22 protein-coding genes are annotated in these 21,624 nt (G+C 47.0%); 20 read left to right on the forward strand and 2 right to left on the reverse strand.

Annotation, left to right across the window (positions count from 1 at the left end):
- The first annotated feature begins 3 nt into the window (after window positions 1–3).
- From DNHGIG_RS14240 to yajC, 16 genes are all read left to right on the forward strand, one after another.
- Entirely contained in the window at window positions 4–1,350 is a 1,347-nt protein-coding gene (locus DNHGIG_RS14240; RefSeq protein WP_282200215.1) for a glutamine synthetase family protein, read from the forward strand.
- A 258-nt stretch (window positions 1,351–1,608) separates the two neighbouring features.
- The gene (locus DNHGIG_RS14245) at window positions 1,609–2,754 is read left to right on the forward strand and encodes an acyl-CoA dehydrogenase family protein (protein ID WP_282200216.1); all 1,146 of its coding nucleotides are present in this window, start codon (window positions 1,609–1,611) and stop codon (window positions 2,752–2,754) included.
- Window positions 2,755–2,839: 85 nt separating this feature from the next.
- Window positions 2,840–3,952 carry a SafA/ExsA family spore coat assembly protein gene (gene safA / locus DNHGIG_RS14250; protein WP_282200217.1) on the forward strand — a complete coding sequence of 371 codons (1,113 nt, stop codon included), beginning with the start codon at window positions 2,840–2,842 and terminating at the stop codon, window positions 3,950–3,952.
- A gap of 52 nt (window positions 3,953–4,004) precedes the next feature.
- Entirely contained in the window at window positions 4,005–4,964 is a 960-nt protein-coding gene (locus DNHGIG_RS14255) for a YutH/CotS family kinase-like spore coat protein (protein WP_282200218.1), read from the forward strand.
- A 91-nt stretch (window positions 4,965–5,055) separates the two neighbouring features.
- Window positions 5,056–5,955 (forward strand): nitrilase-related carbon-nitrogen hydrolase, encoded by a 900-nt coding sequence (locus DNHGIG_RS14260; RefSeq protein ID WP_282200219.1) that lies wholly within the window; start codon window positions 5,056–5,058, stop codon window positions 5,953–5,955.
- Complete coding sequence (locus DNHGIG_RS14265; RefSeq protein ID WP_282200220.1) at window positions 5,945–6,769, forward strand: NAD+ synthase; 825 nt, start codon at window positions 5,945–5,947, stop codon at window positions 6,767–6,769. The genes DNHGIG_RS14260 and DNHGIG_RS14265 overlap by 11 nt, the downstream gene beginning before the upstream one ends.
- 30 nt (window positions 6,770–6,799) lie before the next feature.
- A complete protein-coding gene (locus DNHGIG_RS14270) occupies window positions 6,800–8,035 on the forward strand; it encodes a helix-turn-helix domain-containing protein (RefSeq protein ID WP_282200221.1) in 1,236 nt (411 codons plus the stop codon).
- Window positions 8,023–9,006: a CobW family GTP-binding protein gene (locus DNHGIG_RS14275; protein ID WP_282200222.1), complete on the forward strand. Its 984-nt coding sequence runs from the start codon at window positions 8,023–8,025 to the stop codon at window positions 9,004–9,006. The genes DNHGIG_RS14270 and DNHGIG_RS14275 overlap by 13 nt, the downstream gene beginning before the upstream one ends.
- Window positions 9,007–9,024: 18 nt before the next feature.
- Window positions 9,025–9,543 carry a crossover junction endodeoxyribonuclease RuvC gene (ruvC, locus tag DNHGIG_RS14280; protein WP_282200223.1) on the forward strand — a complete coding sequence of 173 codons (519 nt, stop codon included), beginning with the start codon at window positions 9,025–9,027 and terminating at the stop codon, window positions 9,541–9,543.
- Between the two features lie 15 nt (window positions 9,544–9,558).
- Window positions 9,559–10,173 carry a Holliday junction branch migration protein RuvA gene (gene ruvA / locus DNHGIG_RS14285; RefSeq protein ID WP_282200224.1) on the forward strand — a complete coding sequence of 205 codons (615 nt, stop codon included), beginning with the start codon at window positions 9,559–9,561 and terminating at the stop codon, window positions 10,171–10,173.
- A 13-nt stretch (window positions 10,174–10,186) separates the two neighbouring features.
- Entirely contained in the window at window positions 10,187–11,185 is a 999-nt protein-coding gene (ruvB, locus tag DNHGIG_RS14290; protein ID WP_282200225.1) for a Holliday junction branch migration DNA helicase RuvB, read from the forward strand.
- Between the two features lie 76 nt (window positions 11,186–11,261).
- Window positions 11,262–12,005, forward strand: a complete 744-nt coding sequence (gene sigI / locus DNHGIG_RS14295; protein WP_282200226.1) for an RNA polymerase sigma factor SigI — start codon at window positions 11,262–11,264, stop codon at window positions 12,003–12,005.
- Between the two features lie 14 nt (window positions 12,006–12,019).
- Complete coding sequence (locus tag DNHGIG_RS14300; protein WP_282200227.1) at window positions 12,020–13,168, forward strand: anti-sigma-I factor RsgI family protein; 1,149 nt, start codon at window positions 12,020–12,022, stop codon at window positions 13,166–13,168.
- A gap of 74 nt (window positions 13,169–13,242) precedes the next feature.
- A complete protein-coding gene (queA, locus tag DNHGIG_RS14305) occupies window positions 13,243–14,265 on the forward strand; it encodes a tRNA preQ1(34) S-adenosylmethionine ribosyltransferase-isomerase QueA (protein ID WP_282200228.1) in 1,023 nt (340 codons plus the stop codon).
- Between the two features lie 91 nt (window positions 14,266–14,356).
- Window positions 14,357–15,481 (forward strand): tRNA guanosine(34) transglycosylase Tgt, encoded by a 1,125-nt coding sequence (gene tgt / locus DNHGIG_RS14310; RefSeq protein WP_282200229.1) that lies wholly within the window; start codon window positions 14,357–14,359, stop codon window positions 15,479–15,481.
- 42 nt (window positions 15,482–15,523) lie between these two features.
- The gene (gene yajC / locus DNHGIG_RS14315) at window positions 15,524–15,808 is read left to right on the forward strand and encodes a preprotein translocase subunit YajC (RefSeq protein WP_439647775.1); all 285 of its coding nucleotides are present in this window, start codon (window positions 15,524–15,526) and stop codon (window positions 15,806–15,808) included.
- Between the two features lie 127 nt (window positions 15,809–15,935).
- On the opposite strand, the gene DNHGIG_RS14320 is transcribed toward yajC, so the two are convergent.
- Window positions 15,936–16,343, reverse strand: coding sequence for a TIGR04086 family membrane protein (locus DNHGIG_RS14320; RefSeq protein WP_282200231.1), 408 nt, complete (start codon window positions 16,341–16,343; stop codon window positions 15,936–15,938).
- A 167-nt stretch (window positions 16,344–16,510) separates the two neighbouring features.
- Between DNHGIG_RS14320 and DNHGIG_RS14325 the strand changes: the two genes are divergently transcribed.
- Entirely contained in the window at window positions 16,511–17,191 is a 681-nt protein-coding gene (locus tag DNHGIG_RS14325; RefSeq protein WP_282200232.1) for a DUF421 domain-containing protein, read from the forward strand.
- On the opposite strand, the gene spoVB is transcribed toward DNHGIG_RS14325, so the two are convergent.
- On the reverse strand, window positions 17,188–18,768 hold the full coding sequence (gene spoVB / locus DNHGIG_RS14330) for a stage V sporulation protein B (protein WP_282200233.1): 1,581 nt from the start codon (window positions 18,766–18,768) through the stop codon (window positions 17,188–17,190). The genes DNHGIG_RS14325 and spoVB overlap by 4 nt on opposite strands.
- Window positions 18,769–18,911: 143 nt before the next feature.
- Here spoVB and DNHGIG_RS14335 point away from each other — a divergent pair, with 143 nt between their 5' ends.
- The 3 genes from DNHGIG_RS14335 to secF all read left to right on the forward strand — a co-directional run bounded on the left by DNHGIG_RS14335 (window position 18,912) and on the right by secF (window position 21,486).
- Window positions 18,912–19,238, forward strand: coding sequence for a post-transcriptional regulator (locus tag DNHGIG_RS14335; protein ID WP_282200234.1), 327 nt, complete (start codon window positions 18,912–18,914; stop codon window positions 19,236–19,238).
- A gap of 134 nt (window positions 19,239–19,372) precedes the next feature.
- Window positions 19,373–20,611, forward strand: a complete 1,239-nt coding sequence (secD, locus tag DNHGIG_RS14340; RefSeq protein ID WP_282200235.1) for a protein translocase subunit SecD — start codon at window positions 19,373–19,375, stop codon at window positions 20,609–20,611.
- Window positions 20,608–21,486 carry a protein translocase subunit SecF gene (gene secF / locus DNHGIG_RS14345; RefSeq protein WP_282200236.1) on the forward strand — a complete coding sequence of 293 codons (879 nt, stop codon included), beginning with the start codon at window positions 20,608–20,610 and terminating at the stop codon, window positions 21,484–21,486. Before secD ends, secF begins: the two co-directional genes overlap by 4 nt.
- The last annotated feature ends 138 nt before the right edge of the window (window positions 21,487–21,624 follow it).

Here is a 21,624-nt window from a genome sequence, read left to right on the forward strand (position 1 = left end):
GGTATGACGTCAATGGAAAAGGTATTAGAAATCGTAGAAAAAGAGAAAATCGAATTCATACGCATCGAATTTTTAGATTATGCCGGGATAACCAGAGGCAGAACGATCCGTCCAGCTGAACTAAGAAGTGCAATGGAGAAGGGGATCAACTTCAGTACGGCTATCATGAGTTTTGATTCCATGGATGAATATATTCCAAATCCAACTTACGGCCCGAATGACGGTGACTTTTTTGCAGTTCCTGACCCCGAAACCTTTGCCATTGTACCCTATCGAAAAAATACGGCGCGAATGATTTGCGACCTGGTGGATGAAAACGGAGAACCTTGGGAAGGATGCCCGAGACAGGCTTTGAAGCGTCTTCTCAACGAAGTGGAATCACTTCTTGGCGGGAAAATGTATCTAGCATTTGAACAAGAAGCGTATTTGCTGAAAGAAGTGAACGGGAATCTGCAGCCTGCCGATCAGAGTCATTGTTTCTCAATTGACGGGGTGGATGTACAGGAAGATTTTCTTCAGGAGGTCGTATATTCACTCGAAGCGATGGGAGTAAAAACCGAGCAGATCTCAAGTGAATACGGCCCGGGACAGTTGGAAATCAATTTGAAATATGCTCCGGCTTTAAAAGCCACTGACGACCAGGTGACGTTTGCGCAGGTATTTAAGCAGGTTGCGAGAAACAAAGGGATGATAGGTACTCTGATGCCGAAGCCATTTCAGCATTTGGCAGGCAGTGGATTGCATGTCCATATCAGTCTGTTTGACCCATCAGGGGAAAATCTGTTTGAAGATATTACGGATCAACGGGGATTGGACATGTCTGACAAAGCTTATCATTTTATCGGCGGAATTCTCAAGCACGGCCCTTCATTAATTGCGATCGGGGCACCTAGCGTGAATTCGTACAAAAGGATGCAGCCCGGTTCATGGGCTCCCGCCCACATCTGTTATGGTGCAGGAAACCGGTCGGTTCTGGTGAGAATTCCGGAGAAGCGTAGGACAAGACGTTTTGAATATCGAGGTGCGGATGGGACTTGCAATCCTTATCTGCTTGCCGCATGTTTGGTAGCGGCTGGACTCCATGGAATCCAAAATCGGATGGATCCGGGTGATCCGATCGATATTGATGTAAGCAAGATGAGCGAGATGGAATTAAAAGAAAAGGGAATTACGTGGGTTCCGCGAAATCTTAGTCAGGCCATCGATCATCTAGCGGAAGACACGATATTGGCGGAAACGATTGGCCGTTCCATTTGGGAAGAGTTCATCAAGATAAAAAGGACGGAATGGGACAAATTTAACAGACATGTTAGTGATTGGGAACTCCGGCTGTTATCTTCGAGATTTTAGAGAGGTTCCTAAGCTCCCGTTGTTTCGACGGGGGCTTTATCTTTTCCATGTTGCCGGCGCATGCGAGAGTTTCGAACCCCCCATGATTCGCGTAAACGATTACTGTGTTAAAGGCATTTATTACATATCTCACGCATACATCAGGGCTGTCGTTGCTATAGCAGATTAATCCACATTTTTATTACTATAAAAATTTTTAGTCATCGGCTATAATAAAAGTGTTGGAACGACCGTTTGTTTTGGATGGGGAGGTTACCTATGAATCATTTGTATTTGCGAGATGAACATCGGATATTCCGCGATACGTTGCGTAAATTTCTCGAAAAAGAAGCCGTTCCTTATTTTGACCGTTGGGAGGAAGAACGGATCGTACCGCGTTCTTTCTGGAAGAAGATGGCCGAGCAAGGATATCTGTGTCCTGATATAGATGAAAAATATGGAGGGGCAGGGGCTGATTGGGTGTACAACGTGGTCATCAATGAGGAATTGGAACGGGTCGGTTCCGGTATGTTGGGGATAACGTTGCACAACGACATTGTTGTCCCATACATTAAAGAATACGCTACGGAAGAACAGAAGGAGCGCTGGCTTCCTGGATGTGTGAGCGGCGATCTGATCACCGCGATCGCGATGACGGAGCCCGGGGCAGGATCCGACCTGGCAAGCATCCGTACGACAGCGGTGAGAGACGGGGATCATTACATTCTCAATGGACAAAAGACGTTCATAACCAACGGGATTCAGTCCGATTTGATTATCGTCGCATGCAAGACGGATCCGAAAGCGGTTCCGGCACATAAAGGAATCAGTCTTATCGTTGTCGAACGTGACACGCCGGGATTCTCACGTGGTCGCAAACTGGACAAAATTGGACTTCACAGCCAGGACACGGCAGAGTTGATCTTTGAAGACTGCCGCGTGCCAGCCGAAAACCTGCTTGGCGAAGAAGGAAAAGGTTTCATCTACATGATGGAGAAATTACAGCAGGAACGGCTCGTCGTGACGATTTCTGCTCAAGTTTCGGCGGAAGAGATGCTGAAAATGACGATCGATTATGTGAAAAGTAGGGAAGCTTTCGGCCAACCGATCAGCAAATTCCAAAATACACAGTTCAAAATCGCGGAAATGGCAACCGAAATCGAAGTCAGCCGGGCGTTCCTCGATCAGTTAATTGCCGACCATATCAACGGGAAAGAAATCGTTACAAAAGTATCCATGGCGAAATGGTGGGTCACCGAAATGGCTAAACGTGTGGCTTCCCAATGTTTGCAACTACATGGCGGTTACGGTTATATGGAAGAATATAAAATCGCCCGGCGATATCGCGATATCCCGGTAACAGCCATCTACGCGGGCAGCAACGAAATCATGAAGCGGATCATCGCCAAAAAACTTGGGCTCTAAAAAGCCCAAGTTTTTATTTTTCCATGGCAAATGACGATAGGGCGCATATACTGCAAGTGATATACGGCCAGAGGAGGGGAATGGGTTGATTGTACACACCGTACAAAAAGGGGATACCCTCTGGAAATTAGCAAAAAAGTACGGGGTTCCACTTGAATCGATCATCGCTGCCAATCCGCAGTTAACCGATCCAGATAAGATCGATGTTGGACAGAAAATCAACATACCGCGTCCAGGAGAGTCGATATCCGGACAACCGACCGTGGAACCACATGCCGGGCATCAACCGCCTTTCGATGCACATCAACAGGGGCATGTGGAGGCGAAGGAAGAATTTCCGGGGGAGACGGTTCCCGAAATGCCTTCCGTATTACCGGGCGCTCCGGCAGAAGAACCGAAGATGCCCATACCAGCAACACCGATGCATACGGCGCCACCATTTACCGGAACAGTTCCGAAGTGGGGACACTTATGGAAATATGTCGTCAAACATGGCGATACCATGTGGAAAATCGCAAAACAGGTTGGGGTAACACTTGACCAATTAAAGTCTGCGAACCCACAAGTGATGAATCCGGATCACATTATGCCGGGACAGGTGATCAATATTCCCTCGCACGGCATGATGGATGGGGCGTCTCATCATCTCTCCATAAAGGAGGAGATGATGCCGAAGGAGAAACTGACGGCGCCAAAACCGTATGTTTCTTCTGTTCCTAAGGAGAAACTTACCGCGCCGAAAGAAATTGTTCCTCCTTCGATACCTAAGGAGGTGCCATCAATCATGGAGACAAAACCTTTTAAAATGGAAATTCCAAAAATGGAGGTACCGAAAATGGAAATGCCAAAAATGGAAGTTCCGAAAATGCCGCCTGTTGTGCACCATGCTGCTCCACATACGGATATTGTTCAACAACAACTGTTATATGCGCCTCATTACCATCCCGTATATCACCCCATGATGGTCATGCCTATTCACATGGTTCCGCATCATGTGTACGAACCTCACAAGAAATGCGGCTGCAAAAAACGGCATCGTAAACACAGATATTCACATTATGTAACTTATTATCATCCCCATCTCATGCCCTACTATCCTCATCACGTCCATATGCCCCATCCTCCGATGACGGTACCTCATCCGGTATACCCGAGTTCGATGACATTTCCGGGACGGGAATTCGAAGGGAAAAATTAGAAAAAAAGGAGTCGGGTAACCGGCTCCTCTGTCCTGTTATAGGGGTGATCATGTGGAGTTGAACGAATTTCTCAATAAGATATTGGAACATGAATATCACATCACCGTCTCAGGAACAGTACGCATGCGCAGTGTCGTCGGGATTCTTAGCGAGCAAGGCGCGTTTGTCCTAAAGAAAATAGAAGGATATCCTTCCATGAACAGAATCACTCAGTTAGCGGAAGTACTGGAGAAACTGCAGGAGAAAGATGTTCCTGTTGCTCCTCTTTTACGTACGCGCAAAGGGAAAGCGTTTGTCCGAATCGGAGATCTGTTTTGGATCGTGCAACCGTGGATCAAAGGACATCACTGTGATTTTAGTAACAAGGAAGAACGTTTAGCTTCCGTTCGATCCATTGCAAGAATGCATCAAACCCCTGTCGCTTTACCTGCTCCATCGCAAAATTATCTATGGACCCCACCACTCGATGAAAAATATGGTGCACGATTAGAACGATGCAAGCGGATCTTGCATGCAGAACGTTTGCCGATCAAGATTTCCTCACTGTGGATCAAAGAAGCGGAAAGCGCGATCGTTCGTTTGCAGGGAAATGATTATAAGCAGGCGCTCAAAAAAGATCGCGAGAGAGGAACGGTTTGTCACCGCGATCTGGCCCCTCATAATCTCATCTATAAGGATCGAACTGCTTATTTGATTGACTTTGATATCGCCGGAATTGATGTGCGTGCGCACGACCTTTACCAGGTGATCAACCATGCTCTTTTCCTGAATGGATGGTGTGAACGTACCGTAGCTGACATCTTGCGTACATACCAGAAAGTCGCACCATTATGTGAAGCCAACCACAAGTTGTTACGGACTCTCTTCACGTATCCTGCCTTATTGCTAAGGGAGGTGTATGAATACAGAAAAGAGAAGGAACGGGATTCGGATAAGTGGCGTACTCGTCTCGAGTGGACATTAGCGATTGAGGAGCAACGCCGTGAATGGATCCACAAAGGAGGATTTTAAGGCGTTTCTTTCCACTTCTCAGGGTGAAACGCCAAGGTTCACATGGTATAATCTTCGTAGGTTAGAAACACCAAAGGATGTGTATTTATAGATGAAGAGTATCAAAGCGGTGATCGGGCAGATTTATCCGACCCTTGGAAATGTAGAGAGAAACGTATCCATGCATCTGGAGAAAATAGGAGAAGCGGTTCGGGAACAGGCTGATTTAATTGTGTTTCCCGAACTTGGGCTAACAGGTTACCAATTGCGTGATATGGCGTTCGAAATCGCCATGACATTATCAGACGAGCCGGTCCGGCGCTTGGTTGAAGCGAGCAAAGAGATTGATATCGTCTTTTCATTCGTTGAAGAGAGCCGTGAACATATTTTCTATATTACGGCCGTCTATGCTTCTCAAGGCAAGATTCTTCATGTTCACCGGAAGGTATATCTCCCCACATACGGAATGTTTGAAGAGATGAGGCACTTTGGCCGAGGAGACCGTTTTCGCGCTTTCGAAACACGCTTCGGTCGAACGGGCCTCTTGATTTGCGAAGATGCATGGCATCCTTCCGCGCCTTTTCTTTTGTCACAAGACGGAGCCGAGATGCTCATCGTTATCGCTTCCGGACCAGCCCGTGGGGCATCCGCTGAACCGATGATCGGCTCAGAACGTTCATGGTACAGTATGCTTGGCACATATGCCCAGTTCTTCACCTCGTTCATTCTGTTTGCGAACCGCGTGGGGTTCGAGGATGGGGTGACGTTCTTTGGACGTTCTGCATTATTTGATCCTTTTGGCCGCGTTCAAGCACAGGCGAAGGCACTTGAGCCTGATATGTTAACTGTGCATATCGAGAACAAAAGGATTCGTCGCGCCCGTTATATGATGCCGCTTCTGCGAGACGAAAATCTCGATGTAACCATCCGCGAATTGTCGCGTATACGTGAGAGCAGGTTGAGTGCCGATTGGCTGGATATGACGAATAGGTGGGATTCAAGTGAAGAATAGACTCGAAATTCATCCCGAGTTAGTCACGGAGATGTTAACGCGTTTCATCAAAGAAGAAACGGAGAAAGTCGGGATTCAAAAAGTCGTCTTTGGCCTCTCCGGTGGGATCGATTCCGCATTGGTGGCTTTTTTGGCAGTTCGTTCCTTAGGGCCGGAGCGAGTACATGCCGTTATGATGCCTTATAAGACGTCGTCCCCGTCGAGTCTTGCGGATGCACAAGCTTGCGTGGATGCTTTAGGTATCGAATCTTCCGTGATTGACATCACTCCACAGATCGATGCATATTTCGAGAGATTTTCCGATGCTTCACCTTTGCGCAGAGGAAATAAGATGGCAAGGGAACGCATGAGCATACTCTATGATTTCTCCGCCCAGTTGAATGCGTTGGTTCTCGGGACTTCCAATAAGACTGAACTTCTGCTCGGTTATGGAACACAACACGGAGATCTGGCTAGTGGAATCAACCCGATCGGTGATCTGTATAAAACACAAGTGCGGCAGTTAGCCCGTTATCTAGGAGTACCTAAACAGATTATTGAGAAGCCTCCTTCCGCCGATCTTTGGGAAAATCAGACGGATGAGAAGGAATTAGGTTTTACATACGAAGACGTGGACAGGCTTCTGATTCTCTTGGTGGACAGGCGATATACGAAGGAAGAACTGCGAAACGAAGGTTTCAGCGAAGAATTCATCGACACTGTCATCCGTCGAATCACCCGAAACCAATACAAAAGACGCATTCCTCTGATCGCCAAGGTTTCCAACCGCACGATCGGGATCGATTTTCGCTATCCGCGTGATTGGGGTGTGTGAGATAACGGGTTGCCACTAGGGGGGATAGGGGTGTCTCTGGGCGCTTATGTGAAAGCCCTGCGAAGGCAAAAACACTGGACACAGTCTGAACTTGCCAAAGATATTACGACAAAAAGCATGGTCTCTCAGTTGGAGCTCGGTAAGGCAAGGCCTTCCATGCGTGTGATCATTCAGCTTCTCGCTCGCTTGGAAGCTGATATGGTTACCGCCGTAGAACAGGATGCGACGACCATTGATGAATGGAAACAATGGGCTACCGCGTTGCTAGAAGAGCATCAACATGACGAGGCCATGCGTGTGATTGAACGGTTGTTGCAAAAAGATATCACGCACGAGGAACGTATCGAATGGCTGCTCAAATTCTCTCTAGCCGCTTTGAGACAACGCAAGGGGGATCTCGTGATCAGAGTTCTTTCACCGCTTGAAGGGGAATTGGAAGAAAAAAGGTTCTCTGATCCCATCCTGACACTCTATCATTATCTTGGTTACGCATATATATACCAAGGGGACACGATGATGTCCTATCATTATTTTGATCGTTGTGAGCAAGGACTGCAAACGGTGGGCAATCATTCCGATCCTTTGATTCAACTTCGCACATGCATCAATCTCGGATATGTTTTGATGCAATTGCAAAGGTACGAAGAAGCAAAACAACGGTTTCTAAGGGCGGATTTGGCATGGAATCAGCAGATCCCTATTAAATGGAAGGGATTTCTCTATCATCATCTGGCGATTTGTGCCAGGCGTCTCGGTGAGCAGGAAGAGGCGAAGAAGTACTTGGATGAAGCATCAAGATGGTATCTGCTGGATCCGGAAGAAAATCGTGATGCAATCATCATTTTGAATGGGGAAAGAGCGAAGCTAATGGCTGATAATGGGAAGTACGAGGAAGCGATCGCTTTCTTTACTCATTCGTTTTCGCAAAGGGATTTATTGGCGGATACGAACATGAAGATTGACGTAAGTGCGAAGATGGCGGAGTTTTATTATAAAGCGGGGCGTTTGGAAGAAGCCTTGGGGTTGCTAAACGGAATTCTTGGGGAGAAACACCGGCCATCTCCTTCACTTGCTTATGCCTTTCACGTACGCGGTCAAATTTACCGAGCATTGGACAGGAATAAAGAGTCGGTCGAAGATATCAGCTGCGCTGCCGATATCTATCAAAAAGTTAAATATCATAAAGATATGGCACAAGCGCTAGAAGATTTGGATGAGGTTCTGCATGATTTGTTCGATGAGGAGTTGGTTTCATGCATGCGTTAGATAAACGCATACCTGTAACGATCGTAACGGGGTTTCTGGGAAGCGGCAAGACGACCTTGTTAAATCGCATTTTGCAAGAGAATCAGGGGCTTCGCATCGCGGTGATCGTAAATGAGTTCGGAGAGATCTCTATCGATCATGAACTCGTCATCGGCGCGAAGGAGGAAATTGTCGAACTTGCCAACGGTTGCGTCTGTTGTTCCGTACGCGGGGATTTGGAAGATGCGGTGAAGAATGTGCTTGAACGTACTCCTGTTCCCGAATATATCATCGTGGAGACAACCGGTTTGGCAGATCCCCGTCCAGTCGCACAGACTTTTCTTTTAGATGATATCAGTGAACAGGTCAAATTGGACGCGATCGTGACGGTTGTAGATGCGGAACAATTTGGGAGACATCTACAGACGAGCGGGACGACGATCGATCAGATCATAGCCGCAGATATTTTGCTATTGAATAAGACCGATCTAGTAAATGATACGCAGCTTGATAAAATAGAACGAGAGATTCTTGATCTCAATCCCGCTTCCCGAATTTTGCGCACATCACATGCGAAAGCGGATTTGCGTTTGCTGCTCGACGTCGGTGTGTTTCAATTGGAACGCATGCAAACCCAACATCATCATGACGGGAAATGTCATGATCCGCATTGTACACATGAAAACCATCATTCCCGCCTGCAGGATGAGGAGATTTCCTCCGTGTCTTTTCGTGCGGCTCGTCCGTTTGATTATGAAAAGTTGAGCGGATTTATGGAAAATCTGCCCACCACGATCTTTCGCGGCAAAGGAATCCTCTGGATCGACGGGTACGATGAAAAATTAATTTTTCATCTCGTAGGGGATAGAAGCCAGGCGGTTGCAGCCGATCCTTGGAAAGAAGATGAAGTTCGTGAAAATCGTCTGGTTTTTATAGGTAAGCGATTGGATTCCGAACGGATTCGGGAGCAGTTGGAATCCTGTCTGGTTTAACGGACAGGAGGATTTGTGATGCGTATTTTAGGAATTGATCCGGGTTACGGGCGAACGGGATATGGTGTAATTGATGTCTATGGGAATCGTTTGCAAGCGGCTGAATATGGATTGATTGAGACAGACGCCGCGCTACCGATGGAAAGACGCTTACAACAAATCTATGATGCTTTGCGGGATATCATTGCGAGAACAAGTCCGGAACGATTGGCTCTAGAGCAACTTTTTTTTAATCGCAATGTGACGACTGCCATCGCCGTAGGACAGGCGAGAGGCGTGATTTTGCTGGCAGGGGTACAGGCCGGACTTTCATGTGCCGAGTATACCCCGATGCAAGTGAAACAGTCGATTGTCGGTTATGGAAAAGCAGAGAAGCAACAGATACAGGAAATGGTAAAGATTTTTCTTAACCTTGCCCAGGTACCGAAACCTGATGACGTGGCGGATGCATTGGCGATCGCGATCACCGATGCGCATATGTTTTCGTTTCAGACGAGTTTGGAAATGCGTGCTAAAAAAAGAGGGACAACCTCTTAAAGGGAAGGTGCGACGATGATCGCTTTTCTGGAAGGAACGGTTGCGTATACCGAACTTGATCAAATCATCGTAAACGTGGGCGGAGTAGGATATCGTGTCTATGTCACAACCCCATTCGCATGCCGCCTACAGGAAGGTGAGCATGTTCGCGTTCATACGCACCAACATGTACGGGAAGACGCGATTGTACTTTACGGATTTGCAACCCATGAAGAACGTGAGTTGTTTGTGCGTTTACAAAGTGTCTCCGGAGTGGGTCCTAAAGCAGCCCTGTCGATTATTGGAGCCGGATCGCTCCCGATGGTGTGTGCGGCCATACAAGGGGAAGATGTTCAGTTTCTTATGAAAGTGCCAGGCATTGGAAAGAAGACGGCGCAACGTCTGATTATCGATTTAAAAGATAAGCTTGATGATATACATAGACATGAACCTGTTTATCATCCGCATTCGCGAGATAATAACTCTCCTTCTCTATCAGGTGAAGGAGAGTTGTTTGCCGCACTAGTAGCATTAGGCTATACTGAGAAAGAAGCGCAAGGGGCCGTTCGCTCTCTTGCCCATGAGATCGAGCAAGGGGTGCCTGTTGAATCGTTGATAAAACTTGCTCTTCGAGTCTTAGCTCGAACATAAGGGAGAGGACGATGTGCACGATCGAATCATTTCAGCGCAATTTTTAGGGGAGGACGGAGGTTTGGAGACCTTACGCCCCCGTTATTTGGATGAATATATAGGACAGCAGCAGGTAAAAGAGAACCTGCGGGTGTTTATAGAAGCAGCGAAGATGCGAAATGAGGCGCTCGACCACGTTCTTTTATACGGTCCTCCGGGACTTGGTAAAACGACATTGTCAAACATCATCGCCAATGAGCTCGGAGTCAACATTCGCACAACTTCCGGCCCGGCGATCGAAAGAGCGGGCGATCTTGCCGCGATTTTGACGAATTTGCAAGAAGGAGATGTCCTTTTTATCGATGAGATCCACCGCTTGAACCGAACGGTTGAAGAAGTCTTGTATCCTGCGATGGAAGATTTTGCGTTGGATATTGTAATCGGCAAGGGCCCCGGTGCCCGCTCTGTACGTTTAGACTTGCCTCCATTCACACTGATTGGTGCAACTACACGTGCCGGGCTCTTATCGGCGCCGTTGCGCGATCGTTTCGGTGTGATGAGCCATCTCGACTATTACTCGGTTGAAGATCTGGTGAAAATCGTGTTGCGTGCGGCGGATATCCTTTCTGTCCGCATCTTGCCGGAGGGAGCGGAAGAGATCGCTAGAAGGTCAAGGGGGACTCCGCGTATTGCAAACCGTCTTTTGAAGCGAGTGCGTGACTTTGCTCAGGTCAAGGGGGATGGGGTGATTTCGCGCGAAGTTGCCGATCAGGCTTTACAATTGATTCAGGTGGATCCGTTGGGGCTTGATCAAGTCGATCATCGCTTACTGCTTACGATCATCGAAAAATTTCAGGGAGGACCCGTAGGTCTGGATACGATTGCGGCGACGATCGGTGAAGAACCGGATACGATTGAGGATGTGTACGAACCTTACCTTTTGCAAATCGGTTTTTTGCAAAGAACGCCGCGAGGTCGTATCGTTACACCCAGAGGGTACATACATCTTGGAATGACGCCGCCTGAGAAATAAGAGTTGGTAGGTTCTTTCTCTGTTACCCTCAAAATAACAGAGTGCAACGAAATATGTAATAAGCGAGGTGGAATGGGTGGGATTCATACCGTTCCGTCGCAAACAGGATGACGAGATATGCGACCTGCAAAAAAAGTTGGAACGCATTCGGGCAGGAGACACCAAAGTGCGTAACCAACTTTTGCAAGAATATATTCCTTTTATCGCAAAAAGCGCATCTCAGGCGACAGGACGTTATATTCGCCGTGGTGAAGATGATGAATTTAGTGTAGCATTGTCGGCTTTCAATGAAGCGATCGATCACTTTGATCTCAAGCGCGGCACCAGTTTTCTCAGTTTCGCGGACACCGTGATCAAAAGACGATTGATCGATTTTTACCGTTCAAAATCGGCGAAAGATCGAGATGTTCCTTTCACGGAGTTTGAAGTGGAAGATGATGAAGACAACATTATTAATTATGTAGAAGTGCAAAAATCGATGGAAGCGCATGCCGTAAAGCTTGAAGAAGAGCAAAGGCGCGAAGAAATCGAGAGATATATGGAGTTGCTTTCCGCATTCAATATCACTTTGGAGGAACTGGTGGAACTTTCGCCGAAACACGTCGATGCGCGGCAGAACGCCATGGAAGTCGCACGAATCATTGCGGAACGTGAAGAGTTACGAACCTATCTTTATGAAAAGAAATCTCTTCCCCTTAAACAACTGATGCAATATGTATCGGTTTCGCGAAAGACAATCGAGCGCCAACGAAAATATATCATCGCGATTACTTTGATATTGACAAACGATTTGAATATGTTACAAGAATACATTCTGTGAAGGAAGGTCTAGGCATGGAGCGCAAGGGGATCATCATGAAAATAGCCGGTCAACAGGTGATCGTTCTGACATCCGATCGACAATTTATAACACTACCTTACGAAGCTCATATGAGAGTCGGAAAAGAAGTGATCATCCCCATTGTCACACAAACGGAGAAACGCAGTTTTTTTCGATCCCCTATAAAAATAATTGGGGTGTTCGTTGCCTCTGTTCTTATGGTGCTGGAATTTTGGCAAGGAATACCCAAGCATCAAGGAAATCACGCGTATGCGTATATTACGATCGACGTGAATCCTAGTGTAGAATTGGCGATTGACCGGCAGGAGCTTGTTCTCTTCGCCAATCCGCTGAACGATGATGCGAAAAAGTTGCTGGAAAATACGCAGTTGACCGGTAAACAAGTCGATCAAGCGGTTGCTGTGCTCGCCGACGAGTCAGTCCGACAAGGATATTTAAAAGCTCAAAGCGAGGTACTTATTTCAGCGTCTCGCGTACAGGGAGAAGATGAGCGCACAATTGATTTGACGCAACTGGAAGATAAGCTCATGAACGCCTTTCACCATGCAGTTTCGCAGAATATCCCCGTCGATGTGGAAGGCGTGATCGTATCGGATGAGTTGCGACATGAAGCGATGAGCCAAGGGTTGTCGGCGGGTAAATACTATTTATATGAAACCGCACGTTCGCTTGGTGTTCCTGTGACGATTGATGAGTTAAGACATGAATCCATCACGGAAGTGGCGAATCGGTACGGATTGGATTTGTCACGGATTTTGCACCAACTGCGGGATGTTAACCATACATCCCGCGTAACGAATCATGAAGAACATGTCCTCGATGATACAGTTAGCGAATCCGGTAATCTTAAAGGTAATAAGTCGAAACAAATTCTCGACGACGGGCAGCCAGCTTCGTCCGCTCAGCCTTCATCCCAACTGCCCTTTATTGGAAAAATAGAACGGGAAGAACGGCAAGTTCAAGGCCGGGAGGAGAGCAAAAAATCTCTCGATATGGATCCTCCCCATTCATTTCAGGTGCATCCCCCTTTCCATCGGAATCGTGAAAACGACGAGGATAAGGTAAAGAAACACGATGAAGAGAAGAAGAATGATAAAGGAGATGAAGGGGATCGGGAGAAGAGGCATGACAAGAAACATTAAAGTATAAACTTCAAATTTTATTGTGACACTAGAGTACGACGGAATTTGTTGCTAGAGAGGATCGAGATAGTCAGATGCATATAAACGATTTTGATTTTGACCTGCCTAAAGAATTGATCGCACAACATCCGCTCCCGGAGCGAACCGCTTCTCGCCTGATGACATTGAATAAAAAAACGGGTGAGATCGGTCATCACGTATTTCGCGATTTCATCTCTTTTGTCAACGAGGGTGATTGTTTGATTCTTAATGACACGCGTGTCATTCCCGCACGGTTATATGGGATCAAACGAGGAACGGGAGCGAAAGTTGAGTTTTTATTATTGAAAGAGACGGATCGAGATACTTGGGAATGTCTCGTGAGGCCGGGCAAGCGATTGCAACCGGGCGCTGTCGTCGATTTCGGCGACGGGATGTTAACCGCTGAAGTATTGGATAAAACGGATGATGGCGGACGGAAGGTCCGCTTTTCCTATGAGGGAGTTTTTTACGAGATACTCGATCGGTTAGGAACCATGCCCTTGCCTCCTTATATTAGCGAGCAGTTGAACGATCAGGAACGTTATCAGACGGTTTTTGCACGAGAGCGCGGGTCTGCTGCTGCTCCCACCGCTGGGCTTCATTTTACAGAAGAGTACTTGCAAGAAATCGAGCGAAAGGGTATCCGCATTGGGTATTTGACATTGCATGTCGGGCTCGGTACATTCCGACCCGTTTCCAGCGAGACGATTGAGGAACATCAGATGCATGCCGAATATTATCGTCTGCCGGGCGAGACCGCTTCACTCATTCAGAAAACGAAAGAAGAAGGCGGGCGAGTGATAGCGGTGGGCACCACGGTATGTCGTACATTGGAGACGGTGGGAATGAATGGGGAGATGAGGGAATCGAGCGGTTGGACCGATATTTTTATTTATCCTGGCTACAAGTTCCGTGTAGTAGATGCACTATTGACGAATTTCCATCTGCCCAAGTCTACGCTGATCATGCTCGTATCGGCACTTGCCGGGCGTGAGGCGGTTCTTCACGCATACAGGGAAGCAGTAAAAGATAGATATCGCTTTTTTAGTTTCGGAGATGCGATGTTTATATATTGATGTGTTGCATTCATTTGGTATAATAAGATGTGATTTTCCATTAAAAGTGTGTTCAAAAAGGAGAACCTTGATTGAGGGAGGAACTTCAAGAATGGCCGTGCGTTTCGAACTGTTGAAGCGGGACAAGCATACGGGCGCGAGGAGAGGACGGGTGTATACACCGCACGGTACGATCGAGACACCCGTGTTTATGCCCGTCGGTACACAAGCGACGGTCAAAACGATGAGCCCTGAAGAGTTGAAAGAGATCGGGGCGGAGATTATCCTCTCGAATACATATCATTTATTCCTGCGTCCCGGACATGATATTGTAAAAGAAGCGGGCGGTTTGCATTCGTTTATGAATTGGGATCGTTCCATTCTTACTGATTCCGGTGGTTTTCAGGTGTTTTCCCTGTCCAGTTTAAGGAAGATCACGGAAGAAGGGGTGGAGTTTCGTTCCCATCTGTCCGGAGAGAAGTTGTTCTTATCTCCGGAAAAAGCGATCGAAGTCGAAAACGCACTCGGTGCCGATATCATCATGGCTTTTGACGAATGCCCTCCGTATCCGGCGACTCGCGATTATCTGAAAGAGTCACTGGAACGTACCACGCGATGGGCCAAACGATGTAAGCAAGCGCATCGCAGACCTCACGATCAAGCGCTTTTCGGCATCGTGCAAGGCGGGATGGAAAGGGATTTACGGAAACAGAGCGCGGAGGAATTGATAGAACTCGATTTTCCGGGATATGCGGTTGGCGGCCTGTCTGTCGGTGAACCAAAGCCGATGATGTATGAGGTTCTTGAGTTTACGACACCTCTTCTCCCACAAGATAAACCGCGTTACTTAATGGGAGTAGGATCGCCTGACGATTTGTTTGAAGGGGTAGAGCGTGGCATCGATATGTTCGATTGCGTGCTGCCCACACGTATCGCTCGAAACGGAACCTGCATGACATCTGTTGGAAAAGTGGTGATCCGCAATGCCACTTACGTTAGAGATTGGGAAAAACTTGATCCCAACTGTGATTGTTATACATGCCGGAACTATTCGCGCGCCTATATCCGACATTTGATTAAAGCGGATGAAATCTTCGGATTGCGTCTGACAACGTATCACAATCTTTATTTTCTTGTACAAACAATGAAGAAAATTCGAGAATCTATCGAACAAGACCGTTTTCTAGCATTTAAGAAGGATTTTTACGAGGCATACGGGTATAATGTAGGTACATAAGCTTCCTATAGGAAGCAACTGAAAGGAGATACATAGATAATGATGGCAGTCCTTCAAAATTTGCTCCCTTTTCTTCTGATTTTTGTTATCTTTTATTTTCTTTTGATTCGTCCGCAACAGAAAAGACAGCGTGAACGGAACAACATGCTTTCGGCCCTGCAGAAAGGTGATCAAGTGATCACGATCGGTGGTATTCACGGTACGATTACGGATCTGACCGAGAGCACGGTGACATTGCGCGTTTCCGCCACGACTCAGATTACGTTTGAACGTTCTGCGATTTCGAGCGTGAAGAGCACAAAAGAAGAGACGCCGGCAAAATCTTAACCGGCGCATATTGCATGAGGGCGTATGCTTTGTTAAGAGAGCGACTCCAGAAGTCTTGTCGCCTGAGATATAACTCAAGCGAGATGACATCCATGGAGCATGAATACAAAGCGTATGCCCGTTTTCGTTAATATTTACTTTTTCCACCCGTGTTTACCCCGATCATGCCTCCGAACATTCCGATCAACGACATGAGAGCAATCTGTACGACATTATATAGAGTGAACGAAACGCTTGCCACTAACAATCCTATCACTGTGATGATTACAGAATAAGCGAGCGCTGTGATTCCCCCATAATACCATCCTTTTTCTCCCGCTATCCGCGCTGAGACGAATGCGCCGATGAGAGAAGCCAACATATTGATGATGTAGGTGATCGTTGGAAGACGGGCTTCAGCCATAGAAGTCCATGTGACGATCATGCTCGTTAAAAGAATACAGATAAAAGCGAATACGAGTGCTGTGAGAAGTCCCCGCAAGATCGGGGCACCGCCGAGCCGGGGTGTGATATCAGAAAGGGGTTTACCATTCATCGAACATTCTCCTTCCCGTCAGGTTCGCTACATGTATATTCGCGGTAAACAAGCGTTATGTGTGGGGAAAAACGATTAGAAGTAACAGAATGGAAAAACGTGTAGCACATGACCCAGACACAATTGACGTATCCTAGGTTTGGACATTGGGTACAGGAGGAGCGCTAATGGTTATCGGATTACTCTTGCGAACCATTCTCGTCTACTTATATGTTCTGATCGCCATGCGTTTGATGGGAAAACGCGAGATCGGAAAATTATCTATTTTTGATTTGGTTGTCTCCATCATGATTGCGGAAGTTTCTGCTGTAGCCCTCGAAGATCCTTCCGCTCCGTTATCACGCGGGATGTTGATTATTGCCGCTTTGGTCTCCTTACAGATCCTCGTTTCTTATATCACGTTGAAGAGCCAACGATTGCGAAATCTTGTTGAAGGGCAACCGACTGTTTTAATTGCGAACGGGAAAATCAACGATGCGGAAATGAGGCGCACTCGGTATTCCATGAGTGACTTAATGACTCAACTGCGCGAGAAAAATATCGCCAACGTGGCAGATGTGGAATTCGCGATTCTCGAAACATCGGGTAAATTGTCGGTGTTTCCGAAAGCACAGAAGCGGCCGCTTACGGCTGGAGACTTGAACTTGACAGTTCCCCGTACCGGTTTGCCGCTTCCGTTAATTATTGATGGACAACCGATCGATAAGAATATCGAAAAGATCGGGAAGACACGGTACTGGCTGAAGTACGAATTAAAAAAATTTGGGTATGAAGATTTTAAAGAAATTTTCTATTGTTGTGTGGATAACCAGGGACAATTGTATGTCGATCAAAAAGAGGATGGTTAATAACGAATGAACGGTATCCAGCGTAGACATAGGGACAAGACGGGCCCAATCTTGGGAATCCGTTCAATCGAACGCAACGACACGATGCGGAACAAAAGCAAAAGTATGCAATAAACGCTGGAGGACAGAAGGATCGCGATGCTGATCATAGCAGGCTGCGACCAATGTGTGAGCGCCATTTTCGTCTGAATCACGATGAGAGCCATGATGCTTGCTGAGAAAGCGATTTTTAGCGTATCATGTAAATGAATTGTAATACCGACATATTTGGCGACTGTCGCTCCGTAAAAGAATGTGATGACCATGTACGTTAGACACAGTGAGATGGCGACACCACGAATTCCCAGATCGGGACGGGATGCGAGAAAGTAGATCAATGTCAGCTTGATGGCGGAGCCGATCAGGCTGATAGTTGTTTGTAATCCTGCACGATTTAACCCTTTCAGAACACCGGATAAAGGTCCATGCAAGTAAAGAAAGATACCGAATGGCGCCAAAATGGCCAAAAGAGGGCCGGCCATCGGTTCGTTGTAAATCGTGATGGCCAAATCTTTAGCCAACAGGGAAAATATGACGCTTGCGGGAAGCCCGATCAAGATTGTGACGCGGATCGCTTGATACAGTCTCCTTTGCACGAGATGGTACGCTTTGACGGCGATCGCTTCCGAAACGGCCGGAATGATCGTCGTTTCCAGTGACCATGTGATAACCGTAGGCCATACAAACAGAGTGATCGCCATCCCAAGTGCACCATACTGAGCGGTTGCCGTTTGTTTCAAAATTCCGGCCGCTTGCAACGCATTCATCACGATCATCGGCTCCAAAGCAAATGCGATCGATGATAAGATCCGTTGAAACGTGATAGGCAGTGCGATTTCTCCAAGAGAATAAAGCGTACGGACAAACCGTTCTGTTTTTAACGGTACTTGGGTGATTTTTGTGATTCGATATTTATTGAGATATAAATATCCGAGATAGAGAAATCCAACCAATTCTCCGGCAACGACTCCGATCATTGATCCTGCTGCAGCATAACCAAGACCATACGGCAACAAAATGTAGATCATCGGAATGCCTACAGCAACCCGAGCGATCGTTTCCAAGATGGAGGAGACAGCCCGAGGCGTTTGATTTTGTATCCCCTGGAAATATCCGTGTATGACCCAAGCGATTGTAATGATCGGGATGGCGGGCGCCATGGCGATCATTGGATAGTATGTTCGAGGGTCGTTATTCTCGTGAGCTGATAACCAAGGAGCCATGTAGATAAAGATTGCCGTAATCATGCAGGAAAGCAGGGTCACTGTTATAAAGGAAAATTTCATGATACGTTTGACACGGCGCTGGTCATGAACGGCCAATGCTTCCGCGACGACTTTGGAGATGGCGATAGGAAAACCGACGGAAGACAGCGTAATGAGCAGTGACAAGATGGGCCAAACCAAGCGGAATAGACCGACACCTTCAGCCTGCATCAAACGTGAAGTATACACTTGCATGATGACTCCAAGGAAGCGCGTGATCAGGCTCGCGACGATGAGGACGAGCGCTCCTTTGAGAAACGATTGTTTACTCAAGATGAATTCCCCCAGATACAGACTCACTAGAGAATATGCGGACAGGGGGAGAGTTAGTCCCTCTCCGTAAGAGAAGAAGGATTTTATGAGCTCGGGGCGAATTTTTGATGAAAGGATCAATGGCATTGGGGAGGAACATAAGGATGAACGGTTCAGATGACAAAGTGACCATCGGTTCATCAGATGATACGAATGAATTCGTTGAGAGTCAAAAAACAGAAGAATCATCTGCAAAATCCTTACTTTCCGCCGATGAACTCTCATTGATGATCGAGGAACTTTGTCATTCCAAGGCAGAAGAGTTCTCCTTTTTCGGGTATAAAAACATCACAGGACAAGAAATATGGGAATGTGTATCGTCCCGTTACAAGAAAGGAATGCCGCCTCTCTATAAGATCGTCGATGATATTTTATCATTACGTGTGAACGCTTTTATGGATTGGGCCTTGATGTCGGTGTATAAACGGTAAATTTTTGAGACAAAATTCATGAGCGATGGAGCCTGTATCATGTAGGGCTCTTTTTCCTGTTTTATCCGCTCCATTGACGATGATTACATGTTAATCGTATACTTGACGCATTGGAGTATGCAAGGAGGAGAAATATGGTTAAGTGGAGCAAGATCATCTCGTTACTGCTCGTTTTGGTCCTCTTCTTTGCATTAGCGGGTACAACTGCGAAGAAGTTGTGGACAGGCATTCCCCTTGGTCTTGATTTGCAAGGGGGTTTTGACGTGCTTTATCAGGTTCAACCTACCAAAGACCAACCCGTAACTAGAGAAGGTGTATTGGCTACACGCAATGCGATTGAAAACCGTGTCAACGCTCTCGGCGTGAAAGAGCCGGATATCAGTATAGAGGGGAATGATCGCATTCGTGTTCAGTTGGCCGGTGTGAAAGATCAACAGGAAGCCAAAGAAATCATCGGTAAGCCGGCGAAATTGGAGTTTCGTGCACCGGATGGAAAAACAGTCTTACTTACAGGTAAAGATCTGAAATCGAATGCAAAAGCGGTGTTGGATCAACAAACAGGTGCTCCAGTCGTAACGGTGGAATTTAAAGATCCCCAAGCTTTTGCGAATGTCACACAAAAGTACTTAGGACAGCCGGTAGGAATCTGGCTGGATAATCAATTGATTTCCAATCCTGTTATCCAGCAGGTCATCGGGGGAGGTCAGGCGCAAATCACCGGCGAGAAAACGTTAAAAGATGCGCAGACATTAGCCAATCTGCTGAATGCGGGTGCATTGCCTTACCCGATTAAAGAACTTTCCTCGATGGCTGTAGGGGCGACGCTCGGTCAAGCAGCCTTGAAAGATACATTAAAGGCCGGTTATATCGCCTTCGCGCTCATTTTTATTTTCATGCTGGTTTTCTACCGCATTCCTGGGCTCGTGGCGAACATCGCGTTGCTCATGTATGTTTATTTAATCATAGCGGTCTTCAAGGGATTGGGTATCGTTTTGACATTGCCCGGTCTAGCCGCATTGATTCTTGGTGTGGGTATTGCAGTCGATGTGAACATCATTGCGTATGAGCGAATCAAAGACGAATTCGCGAATGGAAAGACTTTGTTATCGTCTGTGATCATGGGTCAAAAACGCTCGTTACCTACCATTATCGATGCGAACATCACATCGTTGATTGCAGCGGCTCTTTTGTTCTGGTTCGGTTCCGGACAAGTACGTGGTTTCGCAGTCGCAGAAGTGATTTCAATTCTCGCCAGCTTCCTGACCGCCGTGTTGCTTTCCCGCTGGATGTTGATGCTGGTCGTCCGTTCGAATCTGATTAAAAATCCTTGGTGGTTTGGAGCGGATCGCCTGAAAGGAGGAGATGCCAAGTGAAGCGCTTCGATATTGTGCGCAGACGCAGAATTTGGTTCTCTCTCTCCCTCTTGATTTCCTTGGCGGGCATCATTGCCATGTTCGTGATGGGCTTGAATTTGGGAACCGATTTTAAAGCGGGTACAAGGGTGCAAGTCGAACTCGGAAGCGGGTTTGACACACAAGCGGTTCGTAACGCATTTGCATCGATTCACTTGCAACCGGATCGCGTCACGGTTGCCGGTGCTACAGGAGATACGGCTGTGGTGCGGTTAGCCGAGAAGATTACGCCGCAACAAGAGGCGGAGATCAATAAAGTGATAAAAGAAAAGTTCCCGCAGGCAAAGGGTCTGCAAGTTACTTCTGTTGACCCGATTGTCGCGAAGGAGCTTTCCCAGAAAGCGGTTTATGCGGTGCTTGCCGCTGCCGTTGGGATTATCCTCTATATGTCGATTCGCTTTGAATATCGTTTTGCCATTTCGGGCGTGATCTCGCTTTTGCAGGTGGTCTTGTTTGTCGTCTCGGTGTTCGCACTCTTGCAGGTGGAAATCGACTTGACGTTTATCGCGGCATTATTAACCATCGTGGGGTACTCGATCCATGATACGATCGTGATATTCGACCGCATCCGCGAGAATCTGAAACATCGCAAGATCAAAACGGTTAAGGATCTGGAAGACCTTGTGAACGATTCATTATGGCAAACGATGAGGCGTTCAATCAACACGGTGGTAACCGTCGTAATTTCAGCTGGACTTCTGTATATCCTTGGGGGCCCCTCGATTCGTAATTTCTCGTTTGCCCTCTTGATTGGACTGGTTTTTGGTGCGTGGTCTTCCATCTTCATTGCTTCACAGATTTGGGTAAGCTGGAGAAAACGAGGATTAAAAGCATAGTGTGTGAAGAGCAAGCCGTTGAATGCAAATTCAACGGCATTTTTTAACCCCATTGTGCTCTATTTTTCGGACGGAAAACGACATATTGCGACACGATAACGAAATCTATATAATAAAAATTATTCAATGATGGAAGGA

The sequence above is a fragment of the Collibacillus ludicampi genome (assembly GCF_023705585.1).
In the GTDB taxonomy this organism is placed as follows: domain Bacteria; phylum Bacillota; class Bacilli; order Tumebacillales; family BOQE01; genus Collibacillus; species Collibacillus ludicampi.